This is a genomic window from Pseudarthrobacter equi (assembly GCF_900105535.1).
GTDB classification, from domain to species: domain Bacteria; phylum Actinomycetota; class Actinomycetes; order Actinomycetales; family Micrococcaceae; genus Arthrobacter; species Arthrobacter equi.
This window is the reverse complement of record NZ_LT629779.1, coordinates 981,440-995,868: the sequence shown is the minus strand read 5'-3', so window position 1 is coordinate 995,868 and position 14,429 is coordinate 981,440. Positions and strand designations below refer to the sequence as shown.

The window sequence follows — 14,429 nt, the reverse complement described above, 5'->3', positions numbered from 1 at the left end:
GGCCGGGCCGGTGCGGTTGCTTGAGCAGGGTTGCCGCCGCTGGCTAGTGTGGACCACATGCGCGAACTCCAGGCCACCATCATTGAAGAAATGGGCGTGCAGCCCCGGATCGACCCCGCAGGGGAGGTGCGCAAACGCGTCACGTTCCTCAAGGAGTACCTCCAAGCCACCGGCACCAAGGGCTTTGTCCTGGGGATCTCGGGAGGGCTCGATTCCTCGCTGGCCGGAAAACTGGCACAGCAGGCAGTCGAGGAGCTTGAGGCGGAAGGCGTGGAAGCCAACTTCGTAGCCGTCCGCCTGCCCTACGGCGTGCAGCACGATGAGGAAGACGCGCAGGCCGCCCTGGACTTCATCAAGGCCAAGACCGAGTGGACCTTTAACATCTCCGCGGCCGTGGACGGCTTCGAGGACGAGTTCGAAAAGACCGCAGGCTCGGAGATTTCCGACTTCCACAAGGGCAACACCAAGGCCCGCACCCGGATGATCGCCCAGTACGCGCTGGCCGGCGAATTCAATTACCTGGTGATCGGTACGGACCACGGCGCGGAATCCGTTACCGGGTTCTTCACCAAGTTCGGCGACGGCGGCGCGGACATCCTCCCCCTGTTCGGTTTGAACAAGCGGCAGAACCGGGCCCTGCTGGCCGAGCTCGGTGCCCCGGCACGCATCTGGGAGAAAGTCCCCACCGCGGACCTGCTGGACGACCGGCCGGGCCGCACGGACGAGGACGAACTGGGCATCAGCTACGACCAGATTGACGACTACCTCGAGGGCCGCGAGGTTCCCGGGTCCGTCGCCGAATCCATCGAACAGAAGTACCTGCGCACGCGCCACAAGCGCACAGTCCCCGTCACCGTCTTTGATACGTGGTGGAAGGGCGAAGGCCGCTAGAGCCCCGCGCCGGACTGTACCGGCCACCCCACCGCTGATCTTCCCCTGCTTGCGGGGATCACGACGGCGCGTCTTCCCACAAAGGCGGCGCGCCGTCGTCGTACGTGGGCAAAGCCGGGGAGACTCAGCGGGCCGCGACACCTTCTCCCCCGCCCAATTGCTGGGTGATCCGGTGCGCCTCCGCCATGAGGAGGCCGCCCAGCTCTTCCTGCCGTTCCGGCTTGAAGCGCGGTTCAATGCCGGTCAGGGACAGCGCCCAGGCAGGCCTGCCGGACCTGTCGAACACGGCTGCACCCATCCCCCAGCTGCCTTCAAGGACGAGCCCGGGGTTCACGGAGTAGCCGGCCAGCCTGGTGCGTTCAAGGTTCTCCCGGACGATGCCGGCGGTGTGCCCGGCCGCGAAGGTTCCCGCGTGGGACTCCCAGTCCTGCAGGATCCCTTCCCGTTCCCCCTCGGGAAGGAAGGCCATGATGGCTGTTCCCGCCGACGCCACCCCCAAGGGAAACCGCACGCCCTCGTGCAGCACGAAGGAACGGACCGGGAAGCTGCCTTCCTCCCGCAGCAGGCATACCGTTTCCATGCCGCGGCGGATGGAGAAGAAGGCGCTCTCACCCGTGGCTTCGGCCAACCGCCGCAGGCTGGGCCGGGCGATGTCCTCCATGGGGAACCGGGCGGAGGCCACTGACCCCAGCAGCAGCATTTCGGGGCCCAGCACCCAGTTGCCGTTGGCGGGATCGTGGTCCAGCAGGCCCTCGGCGGCCAAGGAGGACAGGAGCCTGTGCACGGTGGGCCGGGTGAGCCCCGATTCGCGGACAATACCGGCCAGCGGCATGCCCCCCGCGCTGCGGCCAACCAGCCGCAGCAGGCTCGCGAGGCGACTGACCACCTGGGCGCCCTGCACTGGAGAATTGCCCATCAACGTCCTAATCGTCCATATTGTGGATACTTTCTTGCCCTTCGTCCACAGTATAGAACGCAGGCTGAAATGGGTGATTTTCAGCCTTGACGGGCTCGAGACGAGGACCGTAGTCTCCATACCCAGAAGCCGAGTCCACAAAGTGGACTGACCATCTCGATGAGGAGACACACCCATGAGCAAAATCCAGGACTCCGCGGCAGCCGCCCTGGAAGGCGCCCTGCAGGACGGCATCACCCTCGCCGTTGGCGGCTTCGGGCTCAGCGGCATTCCGGCAGACCTGATCGAAGCCGTCCGTGACTCCGGCGTGCAGAACCTCACCGTGGTCTCCAACAACATGGGCGTGGACGGCAAGGGCCTGGGCATCCTCATCGAAGCGGGGCAGGTCCGCAAGGTGATTGCCTCCTACGTGGGGGAAAACAAGCTCTTCGCCCAGCAGTACCTTGCCGGAAAGCTGGAGGTTGAATTCACGCCCCAGGGGACCCTCGCGGAGCGGCTCCGGGCGGGAGGGGCGGGCATCCCGGCGTTCTACACGAAGACCGGTGTGGGCACGCTGGTGGCAGAAGGAAAGCCGCTGGAAGTATTCGACGGCGAAACGTACGTCCGCGAGCGCGCCATCATTGCCGATGTCGCCCTTGTCCATGCCCACACCGCCGACACGGACGGCAACCTCGTCTACCGCTACACGGCCCGGAATTTCAATCCCGTGGTGGCCACGGCCGGCAAGCTGACCATCGCCGAAGCCGAAGTGATCGTGCAGCCCGGAGAAGTGGATCCCAACCATGTGGTCACCCCGGGCGTCTTCGTCCAGCGCCTGGTGCAGGCAACCAACCGCGTGAAGGACATTGAGCAGCGGACGGTGCGGCCGCGCACCGATCTTGTGTCCGCCTGACCGGCGCCGGCACCCGCAGCAACCGCCCGCAACTCAATGGCCCGTAACTCAATGGAGAGCACACAACAATGAACACCGCGCAGATTCAAGACGAGGATGTCCGCCAGAAGGGCTTGGCCCGGATGGCGGAAAGCCTCGCCGGATGGACGCAGAAGTGGTTCCCGGACGCCTACATCTTTGCCCTCGCCGGCGTCGTCCTGGTCGCCATTGCCGCCCTGGCCATCGGGGCTTCCCCCAAAGCCGTGGTGGACTCCTTCGGCAACGGGTTCTGGGACCTCACCGCCTTCACCCTGCAGATGGCCATGGTGGTGCTCACCGGCTATGTGGTGGCCACGTCCCCGCCCGTTGCCCGGCTGATCAACCGCCTGGCCGTCATTCCGGGATCCGCCCGGGCGGCGGTGAGCTTCGTGGCCGTCATGTCCATGTCCGTCTCGTTCATCAACTGGGGCTTGAGCCTGATCTTCGGCGGCCTCCTGGCCCGGGCCATCGCCCGGCGTTCGGACCTCACGGTCGACTACCGCGCCCTCGGTGCGGCCGCCTTCATGGGGCTCGGTGCAGTGTGGGCCCTGGGGCTGTCCTCCTCGGCGGCCCAATTGCAGGCAACAAAGGCCTCGATTCCGCCGGCGCTGCTGCAGATCACCGGGGTCCTGGACTTCGGCACCACCATCTTCACCTGGCAGTCGCTGCTGACGCTGGTGATCCTGATGCTCCTCACCACCGTGATCGCGCATTTCTCGGCTCCCACAGGAAAGGCCATCCGGACGGCCGAGGATATGGGCGTGGACCTGGATGACGAACCCGAGGCCCCCGCCGAAAAGTCGCGGCCGGGTGAATGGCTTGAGTACAGCCGGATCCTGCCCATCATTGCCGGTGTCCTGACTCTGGGCTGGCTGGTCTCGCAACTGCTCACGCTGCCCATCCTTTCAGTGGTCAGCTCGCTGAACGGCTACCTGCTGGTGTTCCTGATGCTGGGCCTGGTGCTGCACGGTACTCCCCGGAAGTTCCTGCAGGCGGTCACCAAGGCCGTGCCCGCCACCGCCGGCATCCTGGTCCAGTTCCCGCTCTACGCAGCCATGGCAGCCATCCTCACGAAGGCCGCCGGGGCTGACGGGCTCACCGTCTCCGAGCACCTGGCCCACTTCTTCACGAGCATCGGCAGCAACGGCGCATTCGCGGTGGTCATCGCCCTCTACACGGCCCTCCTGGGCATGTTCGTCCCGTCCGGCGGTGGCAAGTGGCTGGTGGAGGCGCCGTACGTGATGCAGTCCGCCACGGACGTCAACATGAACCTGGGCTGGACCGTGCAGATCTACAACATGGCCGAGGCCCTGCCCAACCTCATCAACCCCTTCTTCATGCTGCCCCTCCTGGCCGTGCTGGGGCTGCGCGCCCGGGACCTGGTGGGCTTCACCTTCCAGCAGTTCCTGTTCCACCTTCCGGTGGTCCTGCTGCTGGCCTGGCTGCTGGGAATGACCTTCGAGTTTGTTCCGCCGGTCATTCCCAAATAGCCGTCCCCTGGCGGCACCCCCAAACAACCGACAAGACATTGAGAATCGAGGAACCCATGGCCTGGACCAGGGATGAAATGGCTGCAATTGCGGCAGAGGAACTGAACGACGGCGACTACGTCAACTTGGGTATCGGCATCCCCACGCTGGTGGCCAACAACCTGCCCGACGGCGTGCGGGTGGTCCTGCAGAGCGAGAACGGACTCCTCGGCATGGGGCCGTTCCCCTATGAGGGCGAGGAGGACGCGGACCTCATCAACGCCGGCAAGCAGACCGTCACGGTGCTTCCCGGCGGCAGCATCTTCGACTCCGCCACGTCGTTTGGCATGATCCGCGGCGGCCACGTGAAGGTGGCTATCCTCGGCGCCATGCAGGTCTCCGGCAATGGCGACCTGGCCAACTGGACCATCCCGGGCAAGATGGTCAAGGGCATGGGCGGGGCCATGGACCTGGTGGCCGGGACGCCCCGGGTTGTGGTCCTCACCGAGCACAACGCCAAGGACGGCACGGCGAAGATCGTCCGCGAATGCACGCTCCCCCTGACCGGCCTCAGCTGCGTGGACCGGATCATCAGCGACCTTGCGGTCTTCGACCTGGTGAAGGATGGCGAAGTAACGGGCGACGGCGGGCGGCAGCTCACGCTGACCCGGCTGGCGCCGGGGGTCACCGTGGAGGACATCCAGGAAAAGACTGATGCGGATTTCGAAGTCCGCCTTGAGAACGAGGAAGTGGCGGCATGAGCCTGAAGGAACAGTTCGGCAAGGATGTCCTGATCACCGGGTGGGGCCACAGCAGGTTCGGAAAGCTCACCGATGACACCCTGGAATCACTGATCGTGCAGGTGGCCACCGATGCCATCGCAGGCGCGGGTGTTGGGCCCGGGCAGATCGATGAAATCTATGTGGGCCAGTTCAACTCCGGCATGATGCCGCTGGCGTTCCCGTCGTCGCTGGCTTTGCAGGTTTCCCCGGACCTGGCCAATGTCCCGTCCACCCGCGTGGAAAACGCGTGCGCCTCCGGTTCGGCAGCATTCCAGCAGGGCACCAAGTCGCTGCTGGCGGGCACCGCCAAAACCGTCCTGGTGATCGGCGCCGAAAAGATGACCCACGCAGGGGCTGACGTGGTGGGCGCGGGCCTGCTCGGCGCCGATTACGACATGGCCGGCAAGGCCTCGACCACCGGCTTCACCGGGCTGTTTGCCGAAGTGGCCAAGCACTACGCCAAGCGTTACGACCCGGCCGGGAACCTGGGCGATGTGCTGGGCAGTATCGCCGCCAAGAACCACCGCAATGGCGTGGATAACCCCTACGCGCAGCTCCGGAAGGACCTCGGCGAAGAGTTCTGCCGGACCGTGTCGGACAAGAACCCCATGGTGGCGGACCCGCTGCGCCGCACGGACTGCTCCCCCGTCTCGGACGGAGCGGCCGCCGTCGTGCTCTCCACCTCCCCCACGGCAGGCGCCCACCCTGCCGTGCGGCTCGCCGGGTTTGGCCAGGCCAACGACTTCTTCCCGGCCGCACGCCGGGACCCCACGGCCTTCGAAGCCACCAGGGTCTCTTGGCAGCGCGCCCTGGCGATGGCCGGGGTCGGAATTGAAGACCTGGACCTCGCCGAAGTCCACGACTGCTTCACCATCGCCGAACTGCTCATGTACGAGGCCATGGGACTGACCGAACCAGGCCAGGGCGCCCGCGCTCTCGAGGAAGGGTGGGTTTTCAAGGACGGGAAGCTGCCGGTCAACGTCTCCGGCGGCCTCAAGTCCAAGGGCCACCCCGTGGGTGCCACCGGCGTCTCGCAGCACGTGCTCGCGGCCATGCAGCTGACCGGCACCGCCGGCGACATGCAGCTCGCGGCACCGCGCCGGGCAGCGGTCCAGAACATGGGCGGCGTGGGCATCGCCAACTACGTCAGCATCCTCGAGGCCGTCTGACCGGCCGCTGAATCTGCCCACCTTTGGCTGCCGATAACGGCGCGTCGCACCAAAAGTGCGGCGCGCCGCCGTCGTACCGGGCCAAAGGTGGTGAATCCCGGCGCCCCGGCTGCGAAGCAGGCTAGCCGTGGCTCCGGATCAGGGCGGCGATCTCCGCAAAGCCCAGCCGTTCGGCGTTCTGCAGCGCAGTCCGGCCCTCCGCGTCCCGGATACCCGGGTCCCCGCCGGCCTCCAGCAGCAACCGCACCACTTCCTGCTGCCGGGGACCGCCATTGTTCAGGAGGATGGCTTCCTGCATGGCCGTCCAGCCCAGGTTGTTCACGTGGTTGACGGGTACGCCTGCGGCAACCAGGATCTTCGCCGTCTCCACATGCCCATGCTCGCTGGCCGGAATCAGGGCAGTCCCGCCGTAGCGGTTGATGCTGGATACGTCGGCGCCGGCCCCCAGGGTCAGCTGCAGGACCTCGTTGAAGCCTTCGGCGCCGGCGTAGAGGAAGGCCGAGTCCTGGATGGAGTCCTTGGCATTGACGTTGCCGCCCCGGCCCACCAGTTCGCGGACCAGCGGCGCGTTGTTGGCCTTTGCGGCAGCAATCAGTTCTTGGTCCAGCGCCGCCTGGGCTTCGGCGGAGAGCGCCGCCGGGGTTGCCGCCGGCCCTGAAGCAGGAGGGCCGGGTTGGGCGTCAACGGTTCCGCTGGGGACCGCAGTACTGGTGGGGACCGCAGTACTGGGTGAAGGCGCGGCCGACGCCGGTCCACTGGATGGTGCCGGAGCAGGGCTTTGGCACGCCGTCAGGATGAGGGCCAGGGCGCCGGCGGCCAGCAAGCCCTGGGCACGTATGCCAGTGCGCCTCATACGGGCAGCCTACTTTCCGGCGGGGGCGCCCGCGATGGCTGCAGCTCCGGCGGTGGCGCAGGCCTCGTCCAGGGCGCCGTCCGGTGCGCCGCCAACCCCGACGCCGGCCAGTGAAACCCCATTGACCTTGAGCGGGACGCCGCCGGCCAGGAACAGGGTGCCGGGGAGGTCTGCAATGGATGGACCGTTGCCGTTAATCCGCTTGGCCAGCTCACTGGTGGGCGTACCGAACGCTGCTGCGGTGTAGGCCTTCTGCTTGGCGGCTTCGATGGTGTGCTCCGCTGCATTGTCCCCGCGGAGGAGTGCCTGCACGGTGCCGAACCGGTCTACCACGGCAACGGTGACGAACGGGAGCTTGTCCGCCTGGCACTTGGCCAGGGCGGCGTTCACGGCAGCGGCGGAGGCCCCCACGGAGATGCGGTTCTGCTGGACGACGGTTTCCGGCGCAGGCTGGACGTCCACGGCGGGAACGGCCGCCGGCGCAGGGGTTGTTCCTGCGTTGGCCGCTGCAGTGATTCCGGCGGTGAGGACCAGGGCACCGGCTGCGGCGGCGGCAAGGGCTGTGCGGGACTTCTTCATGGTGGCTCCTTGGGTTAGGCAGGCGATCGCTGCGAACACGTCAATCCTTCCGGCAGGCGCCCCGCCTGCCATCGGGCCTTTGCATGGTCCCTGCTGCGACCAAAGGATGGCCGTATCAGCCAAATGGATGAGAGACCCGCCCCGGCCGCCGGCAATAGCATGGAAGGGCAGCATTCCCCCACCAGACCGGAAATTCCATGACAGCCCCAGGCCCTGACCATCCCCCGAGTCCTGCCGGGCTGCCCCGGCTGGGCAACATCGACACCGCGGTCCATGCGGGATTCGCCGTCCTCCTGGTGGCGTCGACCGTCCGGTACGTCATGCGCCACCCGCCCGCGGACAACGTTCTGGTCCTGTGCCTGGCTGCGGCAGCCTCCCTGCTGTATGCGGGCGTTTCGGTGCTTGCCAGGCGCGGTCTGCCCGGGCCGGCGTGGATGGCCGCCCTGGTGGCCGTCTGGGCGGTCCTGGTGATCGCTGCACCCAGCTTTGCCTGGTGCTCGTTTGCCCTCTTCTTCCTCTGCCGTGCCGCGATCAGCGGTGTTGCCGCGTACGTTGCCGCGGGAATCATTGCCGTTGCCACGGCGGCCGGCCTGTTCAGGCTCAGCGGAGGCACGGACCTGGCCATGCTCCTGGGCCCGCTGGCCGTGGGCGTGATGCTGACCCTTATCCATGACCGGATCCGCAACGATGCCGAGGAGCAGCGGCGGCTGCACGCTGAGGTGTCCACCGCGCAGGGGCAGCTGGCCGCCAGCGAACGGCGGGCGGGCGCCATTGCCGAGCGGGAGCGGGTTTCCCGCGAAATCCACGACACCGTGACCCAGGGCCTGGCCAGCAGCCTGCTGTTGCTCGAGGCCGCCGGGCGCACGTGGCCCGCACCTGCCGCCCACTCGGACCTGCGGCAGGCCACTTCCCTGCTGCGGGACAACCTGGCCGAAACCCGAAGCCTGGTCCATGATCTTGCCTCCCCCGGGCTCGAAGGCTCGCCCCTGCCGGAGGCCCTGCTGACGGCCGCGCGCCGCTACCTTCCCGACGCCCGGCTCCTGGTCACCGGCGAACCACGGCCGGTGGCGGCAGACATCCGGCACACCTTGCTGCGCGTGGTCCAGAGTGCAGCGTCCAACGTGCGGCTCCATGCCTCCGCAACCACCGCCACCGTGACCCTCGGGTTCCTGCCGGACGCCGTCACCCTGGACGTGTACGACGACGGCGCCGGCTTTGATCCGGCGGCGGCAGCACCGCCGTCGGACGCCGGAGGGTACGGCCTTCGGGCCATGCGGCAGCGCGTGGAACAGCTTGGCGGGACGTTCTCCGTGGAAAGCGCCCCCGGCGAGGGCACCATCGTGGCGGCGCAGCTCCCCGCTGGCCCCTCGGCGGCACCAACGGACGGAAGCCAGGCATGAATGCCATTACCGTGCTCCTGGTGGATGACCACCTGGTGGTCCGCAGCGGGCTGCGCGCCCTGCTGGGCACCCAGCCGGACATCGAGGTGGTGGCCGACGCCGCGTCCGGGGAGGAAGCCCTGGAGCTGGTGCGGGAGCTGTCGCCCGGCGTCGTGGTCATGGACCTCGCCATGGGCGGCGGCATGGACGGCATCGAAGCCATCCGGCGCATCCGCGGGCTCAACAGCAGGCAGGCCATCCTGGTGTTCACCACCTACGATTCGGACGCGGACATTGTGCGTGCCGTGGATGCCGGTGCCATGGGTTACCTGCTGAAGGACGCCGCGCCGGAAGAGATCTTCTCGGCTGTCCGCGGCGCGGTGCAGGGCAGGAGCGTAATGAGCCCGCCGGTGGCTTCGCGGCTCTTCCAGCAACTCCGCAATCCGGAGGAGATCCTCACTCCACGCGAGGCGGAGCTGCTGAGCCTGCTCACCCAGGGGCTCAGCAACCGCGAACTCGGCCAACGCCTTTTCATCTCGGAAGCCACCGTCAAAACCCACCTGGCGCACATCTATTCGAAGCTGGGAGTGGAAACCCGGGCCGCCGCGATTGCCACCGCCATCCGCCGTGAGGGCATGCGCTGACGCGGGTTTTGTGGCGTTTACCCTTGCCAACAGGGCGTTTAGCCCCGTACGTTGGGATTGCGGGGGACGTTCTCCGCACACCCCGGGCTGAAATCCGGGGAGAGAATCAGAGTTACATGAAGGAATGCAGCCATGGCAACAGGCACAGTTAAATGGTTCAACGCCGAAAAGGGTTTTGGCTTCATTGCCCCCGATGACGGGTCCGCTGACGTTTTCGCCCACTACTCGGCAATCTCCAGCAGCGGTTACCGCTCACTGGACGAGAACCAGAAGGTCGAATTCGACGTGACCCAGGGCCCCAAGGGTCCGCAGGCAGAGAACATCCGCCCGCTCTAAGTCTTACGGCCGGCCCGGTTTCCCGGGCCAGCCCCGGCAGCGGCCCCGCCAACCTCGTGTTGGCGGGGCCGCTGTTTTAGTTGTGCCTGCCGGCGGCCCGCCCACAACGTTCGGTGCTTTTGGGATAATTGACCCATGACCGGCAAGGAAGAGGACAGGGATCCTTGGGAAGAGTTCGACAGGCTCGGTCCCGGAATGCCGGACCGTGTCCCCGGCCAGCCCGGCGGCGAACCCCACGGCTTCGGTTTCCGCACCGGCGTGCGCAGCGCCCGCGTGGCTGTGGGCTTTGCTGTCTATGCCCTGGCCCTGGGCACCATCCTGGTCCTGACGGGATGCGTGTTCTTCGTTGCCCGCCAGCAATGGCTGCTGGCCGGACTCATGGTCCTGATTGAGGCCGTTTTCGTTTTCTCTTTTACCCGGCTGGTGGCCCAGGCGCGCCACCGCGGCACCCGCTGACCACCTGCGAAATCCTTGGAAGGTTCCCCTTCACGTTTCCCCTTGACCTTGACGCTGCGTCAACCCCTACGCTCGAAGCATGGAAGCAACCGGGGAGGACAGGGCCAGCGGCTGGCCCATCCAGGACGTGGCCAGAATGGCGGGAACCACCAGCCGTACCCTCCGCCACTACGACGACATTGGGCTGCTGAAGCCCACCAGGGTGGGCAGCAACGGCTACCGCTACTACGACGGCGGAGCCCTCCTGCAGCTGCAGAGGATCCTGCTCCTTCGGGAGCTGGGCCTGGGCCTGCCGGCCATCGCCGACGTCTTCCAGCACCAGACGGACCCTGTCCGGGCGCTGACCCGGCACCTTGAGTGGCTGGGCCAGGAACAGGAACGCCTGGCCCGGCAAGTCCGGTCCGTCCGGCAAACCATCGAAACAGTGCAACAAGGAGGAGAGCTCGTGGCAGAGAAAATGTTTGATGGCTTCGACCACACGCAGTACAAGGACGAAGTGGAGGAGCGCTGGGGAAAGGATGCCTACGCGAAGGGCGACTCGTGGTGGCGGGGCATGGACGAGGCCGAAAAGCGGGAGTGGAAGTCCCGCTCGGAGGGACTGGGCCGGGATTGGCTGGCAGCGGCAGGCTCCGGGGCGGCCCCCGGGGGCGACGAAGCCCAGGGCCTGGCCGCCCGGCATGTGGCCTGGCTCCGCTCCATCCCGGGAACACCTGCGGCCGGGGCCGGCGGGGACATCAAAGGCTACGTCACCGGGCTGGCGGACATGTACGTGGCAGATCCAAGGTTCGCCGCCAACTACGGGGGCGAGGCCGGCGCCACCTTTGTTCGGGACGCGCTGCGGACCTACGCGGACCGGAACCTGTAGCAGTTGCGCGGGCCGCCTAGGTGAATGCCTGGATTCCCGTAACGGCCCTTCCAACCAGCAAAGAGTTGATCTCGTAACTGCCCTCGTACGTGTACAGGATCTCGGCGTCCGCGAACAGCTTGGCCATCTCGTGGTCGGTGGTGATTCCGTTGCCGCCCAGCAGCGAGCGACCCATCGCCACCGAGGCCCTGGCAAGCCTGGTGGTGGTGGCCTTGGCCATGGCCGCCTGAGCCATCTCCAGCAACCCGTCTTCCTGGAGCCGGGCCAGCTGCACCATCAGGGCAAGTGAAGCGGCAGCGTTCCCCAGGATGTCCGCGAGCTGCTGCTGGACCAGCTGGAACCCCGCCAGTTCCCTGCCGAACTGGCGGCGGTCCAGCGAGTAGCTGCGGGCCACATCGAAAGCAGCGAACTGGATGCCGGCGGCTTGCCAGCCCACCCAGGCCCGGGAGTCCCGGAGCAACGCGTTGGCCGAGGCGAAGCTTGATGCCCCGGGCAGGAGATTAGCCGCCGGTGTGCGTACGTCCTCCAGCTGGATATCGGCATTCTGCATGATGCGCAAACCGATCTTGTTTTCAATCCTGGCGGCGGAGTAGCCGGGCCGGTCCGTTTCCACGAGGAAGCATTTGAGCTGCCCGTCAGCCGTGTCCCGGGCCCAGACCAGGGCGACGTCGGCAACGGTCCCGCTGCCGATCCAGCGTTTGGCGCCGTTGAGGACCCACTCGCCGCCGTCCCGCCGGGCGGTTGTTTCGAGCCCGCGGGAGATGTCTGAGCCGTGGCCGGGCTCCGTGAGGGCGAAGGCTCCCAGCTGCGCAAAGGACCTCAGTCCGGGGAGCCACCGGCGCTTCTGTTCATCGGATCCCAGGTGGTGGATGGTGCCCACGATGAGTTCGTTATGGATTCCGGCCAGTGCGGAAAGCGAGACGTCGGCCCTGGCCAGTTCCACGTACATGAGGCCTTTGAACAGGGCGGAACTGCCGTCCAGCTGCAACTCCCCCAGCCCGCGGGCACCCATCCCGGCCACTACATCGCGCGGGAACTCTTCCCGGTTCCAGTAGCCGATGGAGGCCTGCCTGACGCTGGACTGCAGGTAGTTCCGGATGTCCGCGTACCTGGCCTGTTCGGTGGGCGGAAGGAGCCGCACGATGTGCAGGAGGTCCGCGTCCGGATAGGGAATCTCCGCCGGGCCGTCATGGGAGTGTCCGGGCATGACGCCTCCCTTCCAAACGGTTGGATGTCCTAGTATATTCACAGGATTTCCGGAAAGGGGCTGGCTATGGGCACACCGTTATCCCGGGATCCGATTGCCGAAGCCCGGCGGAATTGGGAGGACCACGGCTGGTCCGATGTCGCAGCACCCATGGCCGCCATCACGGCGATTATGCGGACCCAGCAGATCCTCCTGGCCAGGATCGAATCCGCCCTCAAGCCGTTTGGGCTGACGTTCGCCCGGTACGAACTGCTGGCCCTCTTGAGTTTCGCCCGGAAGGGTGCCCTGCCGATGAACAAGGCAAGCGCCCTGCTTCAGGTCCACCCGACGTCGGTCACCAACGCCGTGGACCGGTTGGAGCGCGCCGGCCTGGTGGCCCGCTCACCGCACCCCACCGACGGCCGCACCACCCTGGTGGGGCTCACCCTGGAAGGCCGTACTGTGGCTCAGCGTTCCACGGCGGCCCTCAACAGCCAGGTTTTCAGCGAGCCGGGATTTCCGCCGGAGGATGTGGACGAGCTGATCCGGATCCTGGGCGACTTCCGCAGGGGGTCGGGTGACTTCGAGGACAGTCCCTGACTGCTGTCAGCGGCTTACCTTGGCCCGCTTCACCCGGCGGACCACCAGCCAGGCCAGGGTGATGGCGAGGGCGGCGTAGACGGCGTAGTTCAGGTACTTCGAGTAGCCCTCGATCAGGTGGTACTGCGTTCCCAGCAGGTACCCGAACCCGATCAGCGCTCCGTTCCACAGTGCGCTGCCGGCCAGGGTAAAGGTGGAAAAGGTGAGGAGCGGCATCGCCGCGGCGCCGGCAGGAAGCGAGATCAGGCTGCGGACGCCGGGCAGGAGCCGGCCAAAGAAGATCGAAGACTTACCGTGCCGGGTGAACCATCCTGCAGCCTTTTCGAAGTCCTCACGGTCTACCAGCGGCAGCTTCGACAGGCCGCGGATGGACCGTTCCAGCCCCAGCTTGGCGCCGAGCCAGTACAGGAGGAGGGCTCCGAGGTAGGCACCCAGCGTACTGGTGACGAGGATGAGCCCCAGGTTCAAGGAGCCCTGCTTGGCCAGATATCCGGCCAGCGGCAGGATCACTTCGCTGGGAATGGGCGGGACCACGGTTTCGGCGAGGGTGAAGGCGCCAACGCCCCATTCACCGAGGTTTTCTATCACCTGGGCCGCTGCACCCACCAGCCCGCCCAGACCCTCCGCTGCACCCGTTCCATCTGCCGCTGTTGCCCACATAAGCTGCTCCCCCGATTTCCACCGCGTTCCGCGACCGTATTCCTGCTGGTCCTGTCTACCGTACGGACCTGAACGCCCGCTGGCAGCGCGGCGGGGGCTACGTCCCTGGGGATTTTCCGGCCGCAGGACGGGCCCGGATGTGCATGCGCTCGCCTTGGGAGCCGAACAGGCTCAGGAACTCCACGGCCTGGCCGTCGGCCCGGCCGAACCAGTGCGGCACCCGGGTATCGAATTCCACTGCTTCGCCCGCCCCCAGGACCAGGTCGCGGGCGCCCAGGACCATCCGCAGCTTGCCGTTCAGCACGTAGAGCCATTCGTAGCCCTCGTGGACCTGCGGGTTGGGTTCCTCCACCGGCCCGGCGGGAACGATGTGCTTGTAGGCCTGGATGCCGCCGGGCTTGCGGGTGAGCGGAATGATGGTCATGCCGTAGGCGGTGATGGGCCGCAGGTGGACGCGGGGATCCCCCGTGGCCGGGGCGCCGACCAACTCATCGAGGGGTACCTGGTGGGCTTGCGCGAGAGGAAGCAGGAGTTCGAGGTTAGGCCGCCGCTGGCCCGATTCGAGCCTGGAAAGCGTGCTGACGGAAATGCCCGTGGCGGCTGCGAGCGCCGTCAGCGTGACGTCCCTGCGCAGGCGTAAAGCCTTCAGCCGCGGGCCAACGGCGGCGAGGACGTCGTCGAGGTTTTCATCCATCCGAGAATTTTGCCATACCGGCAAAATACTTTGCCAGAGC

The 14,429-nt window shown here is 66.9% G+C and carries 17 protein-coding genes; 11 read left to right on the top strand and 6 right to left on the bottom strand.

Features of this window, described 5'->3' with window-relative positions; translation table 11 throughout:
• Positions 1 to 57: 57 nt before the first annotated feature.
• Positions 58 to 891 (top strand): ammonia-dependent NAD(+) synthetase, encoded by an 834-nt coding sequence (gene nadE / locus BLT71_RS04530; RefSeq protein ID WP_091717971.1) that lies wholly within the window; start codon positions 58 to 60, stop codon positions 889 to 891.
• Positions 892 to 1,015: 124 nt separating this feature from the next.
• On the opposite strand, the gene BLT71_RS04525 is transcribed toward nadE, so the two are convergent.
• Positions 1,016 to 1,807 carry an IclR family transcriptional regulator gene (locus BLT71_RS04525; protein WP_091717969.1) on the bottom strand — a complete coding sequence of 264 codons (792 nt, stop codon included), beginning with the start codon at positions 1,805 to 1,807 and terminating at the stop codon, positions 1,016 to 1,018.
• Positions 1,808 to 1,982: 175 nt separating this feature from the next.
• Between BLT71_RS04525 and BLT71_RS04520 the strand changes: the two genes are divergently transcribed.
• The 4 genes from BLT71_RS04520 (at position 1,983) to BLT71_RS04505 (ending at position 6,137) form a co-directional block, all read left to right on the top strand.
• Positions 1,983 to 2,699, top strand: a complete 717-nt coding sequence (locus tag BLT71_RS04520) for a CoA transferase subunit A (RefSeq protein WP_091717967.1) — start codon at positions 1,983 to 1,985, stop codon at positions 2,697 to 2,699.
• A gap of 68 nt (positions 2,700 to 2,767) precedes the next feature.
• Positions 2,768 to 4,207, top strand: coding sequence for a short-chain fatty acid transporter (locus BLT71_RS04515; protein ID WP_091717965.1), 1,440 nt, complete (start codon positions 2,768 to 2,770; stop codon positions 4,205 to 4,207).
• A 56-nt stretch (positions 4,208 to 4,263) separates the two neighbouring features.
• Complete coding sequence (locus BLT71_RS04510) at positions 4,264 to 4,947, top strand: CoA transferase subunit B (protein WP_091717963.1); 684 nt, start codon at positions 4,264 to 4,266, stop codon at positions 4,945 to 4,947.
• Positions 4,944 to 6,137, top strand: coding sequence for an acetyl-CoA acetyltransferase (locus BLT71_RS04505; RefSeq protein ID WP_091717961.1), 1,194 nt, complete (start codon positions 4,944 to 4,946; stop codon positions 6,135 to 6,137). Before BLT71_RS04510 ends, BLT71_RS04505 begins: the two co-directional genes overlap by 4 nt.
• Positions 6,138 to 6,258: 121 nt before the next feature.
• Here BLT71_RS04505 and BLT71_RS04500 read toward each other — a convergent pair whose 3' ends face one another.
• On the bottom strand, positions 6,259 to 6,990 hold the full coding sequence (locus BLT71_RS04500) for an ankyrin repeat domain-containing protein (RefSeq protein WP_091717959.1): 732 nt from the start codon (positions 6,988 to 6,990) through the stop codon (positions 6,259 to 6,261).
• A 9-nt stretch (positions 6,991 to 6,999) separates the two neighbouring features.
• Positions 7,000 to 7,569, bottom strand: a complete 570-nt coding sequence (locus tag BLT71_RS04495) for a GlcG/HbpS family heme-binding protein (protein ID WP_091717957.1) — start codon at positions 7,567 to 7,569, stop codon at positions 7,000 to 7,002.
• Between the two features lie 197 nt (positions 7,570 to 7,766).
• Between BLT71_RS04495 and BLT71_RS04490 the strand changes: the two genes are divergently transcribed.
• The 5 genes from BLT71_RS04490 (at position 7,767) to BLT71_RS04470 (ending at position 11,249) form a co-directional block, all read left to right on the top strand.
• Entirely contained in the window at positions 7,767 to 8,969 is a 1,203-nt protein-coding gene (locus BLT71_RS04490; RefSeq protein WP_091717955.1) for a sensor histidine kinase, read from the top strand.
• Positions 8,966 to 9,592, top strand: a complete 627-nt coding sequence (locus BLT71_RS04485; protein WP_091717953.1) for a response regulator — start codon at positions 8,966 to 8,968, stop codon at positions 9,590 to 9,592. Before BLT71_RS04490 ends, BLT71_RS04485 begins: the two co-directional genes overlap by 4 nt.
• Positions 9,593 to 9,724: 132 nt before the next feature.
• A complete protein-coding gene (locus BLT71_RS04480) occupies positions 9,725 to 9,928 on the top strand; it encodes a cold-shock protein (protein WP_069950491.1) in 204 nt (67 codons plus the stop codon).
• Between the two features lie 135 nt (positions 9,929 to 10,063).
• Positions 10,064 to 10,384: a hypothetical protein gene (locus tag BLT71_RS04475; protein ID WP_091717951.1), complete on the top strand. Its 321-nt coding sequence runs from the start codon at positions 10,064 to 10,066 to the stop codon at positions 10,382 to 10,384.
• A 79-nt stretch (positions 10,385 to 10,463) separates the two neighbouring features.
• Positions 10,464 to 11,249, top strand: coding sequence for a MerR family transcriptional regulator (locus BLT71_RS04470; protein WP_091717949.1), 786 nt, complete (start codon positions 10,464 to 10,466; stop codon positions 11,247 to 11,249).
• Positions 11,250 to 11,265: 16 nt separating this feature from the next.
• Here the strand turns inward: BLT71_RS04470 and BLT71_RS04465 are convergent, their stop codons facing one another.
• Complete coding sequence (locus BLT71_RS04465) at positions 11,266 to 12,456, bottom strand: acyl-CoA dehydrogenase family protein (RefSeq protein ID WP_091717948.1); 1,191 nt, start codon at positions 12,454 to 12,456, stop codon at positions 11,266 to 11,268.
• A 66-nt stretch (positions 12,457 to 12,522) separates the two neighbouring features.
• Here BLT71_RS04465 and BLT71_RS04460 point away from each other — a divergent pair, with 66 nt between their 5' ends.
• The gene (locus BLT71_RS04460; protein WP_091717946.1) at positions 12,523 to 13,035 is read left to right on the top strand and encodes a MarR family winged helix-turn-helix transcriptional regulator; all 513 of its coding nucleotides are present in this window, start codon (positions 12,523 to 12,525) and stop codon (positions 13,033 to 13,035) included.
• A gap of 6 nt (positions 13,036 to 13,041) precedes the next feature.
• On the opposite strand, the gene BLT71_RS04455 is transcribed toward BLT71_RS04460, so the two are convergent.
• Both BLT71_RS04455 and BLT71_RS04450 read right to left on the bottom strand, forming a co-directional pair.
• The gene (locus BLT71_RS04455) at positions 13,042 to 13,695 is read right to left on the bottom strand and encodes a DedA family protein (RefSeq protein WP_091717944.1); all 654 of its coding nucleotides are present in this window, start codon (positions 13,693 to 13,695) and stop codon (positions 13,042 to 13,044) included.
• A 97-nt stretch (positions 13,696 to 13,792) separates the two neighbouring features.
• Positions 13,793 to 14,389 (bottom strand): helix-turn-helix domain-containing protein, encoded by a 597-nt coding sequence (locus tag BLT71_RS04450; protein ID WP_091717942.1) that lies wholly within the window; start codon positions 14,387 to 14,389, stop codon positions 13,793 to 13,795.
• Positions 14,390 to 14,429 lie beyond the last annotated feature (40 nt).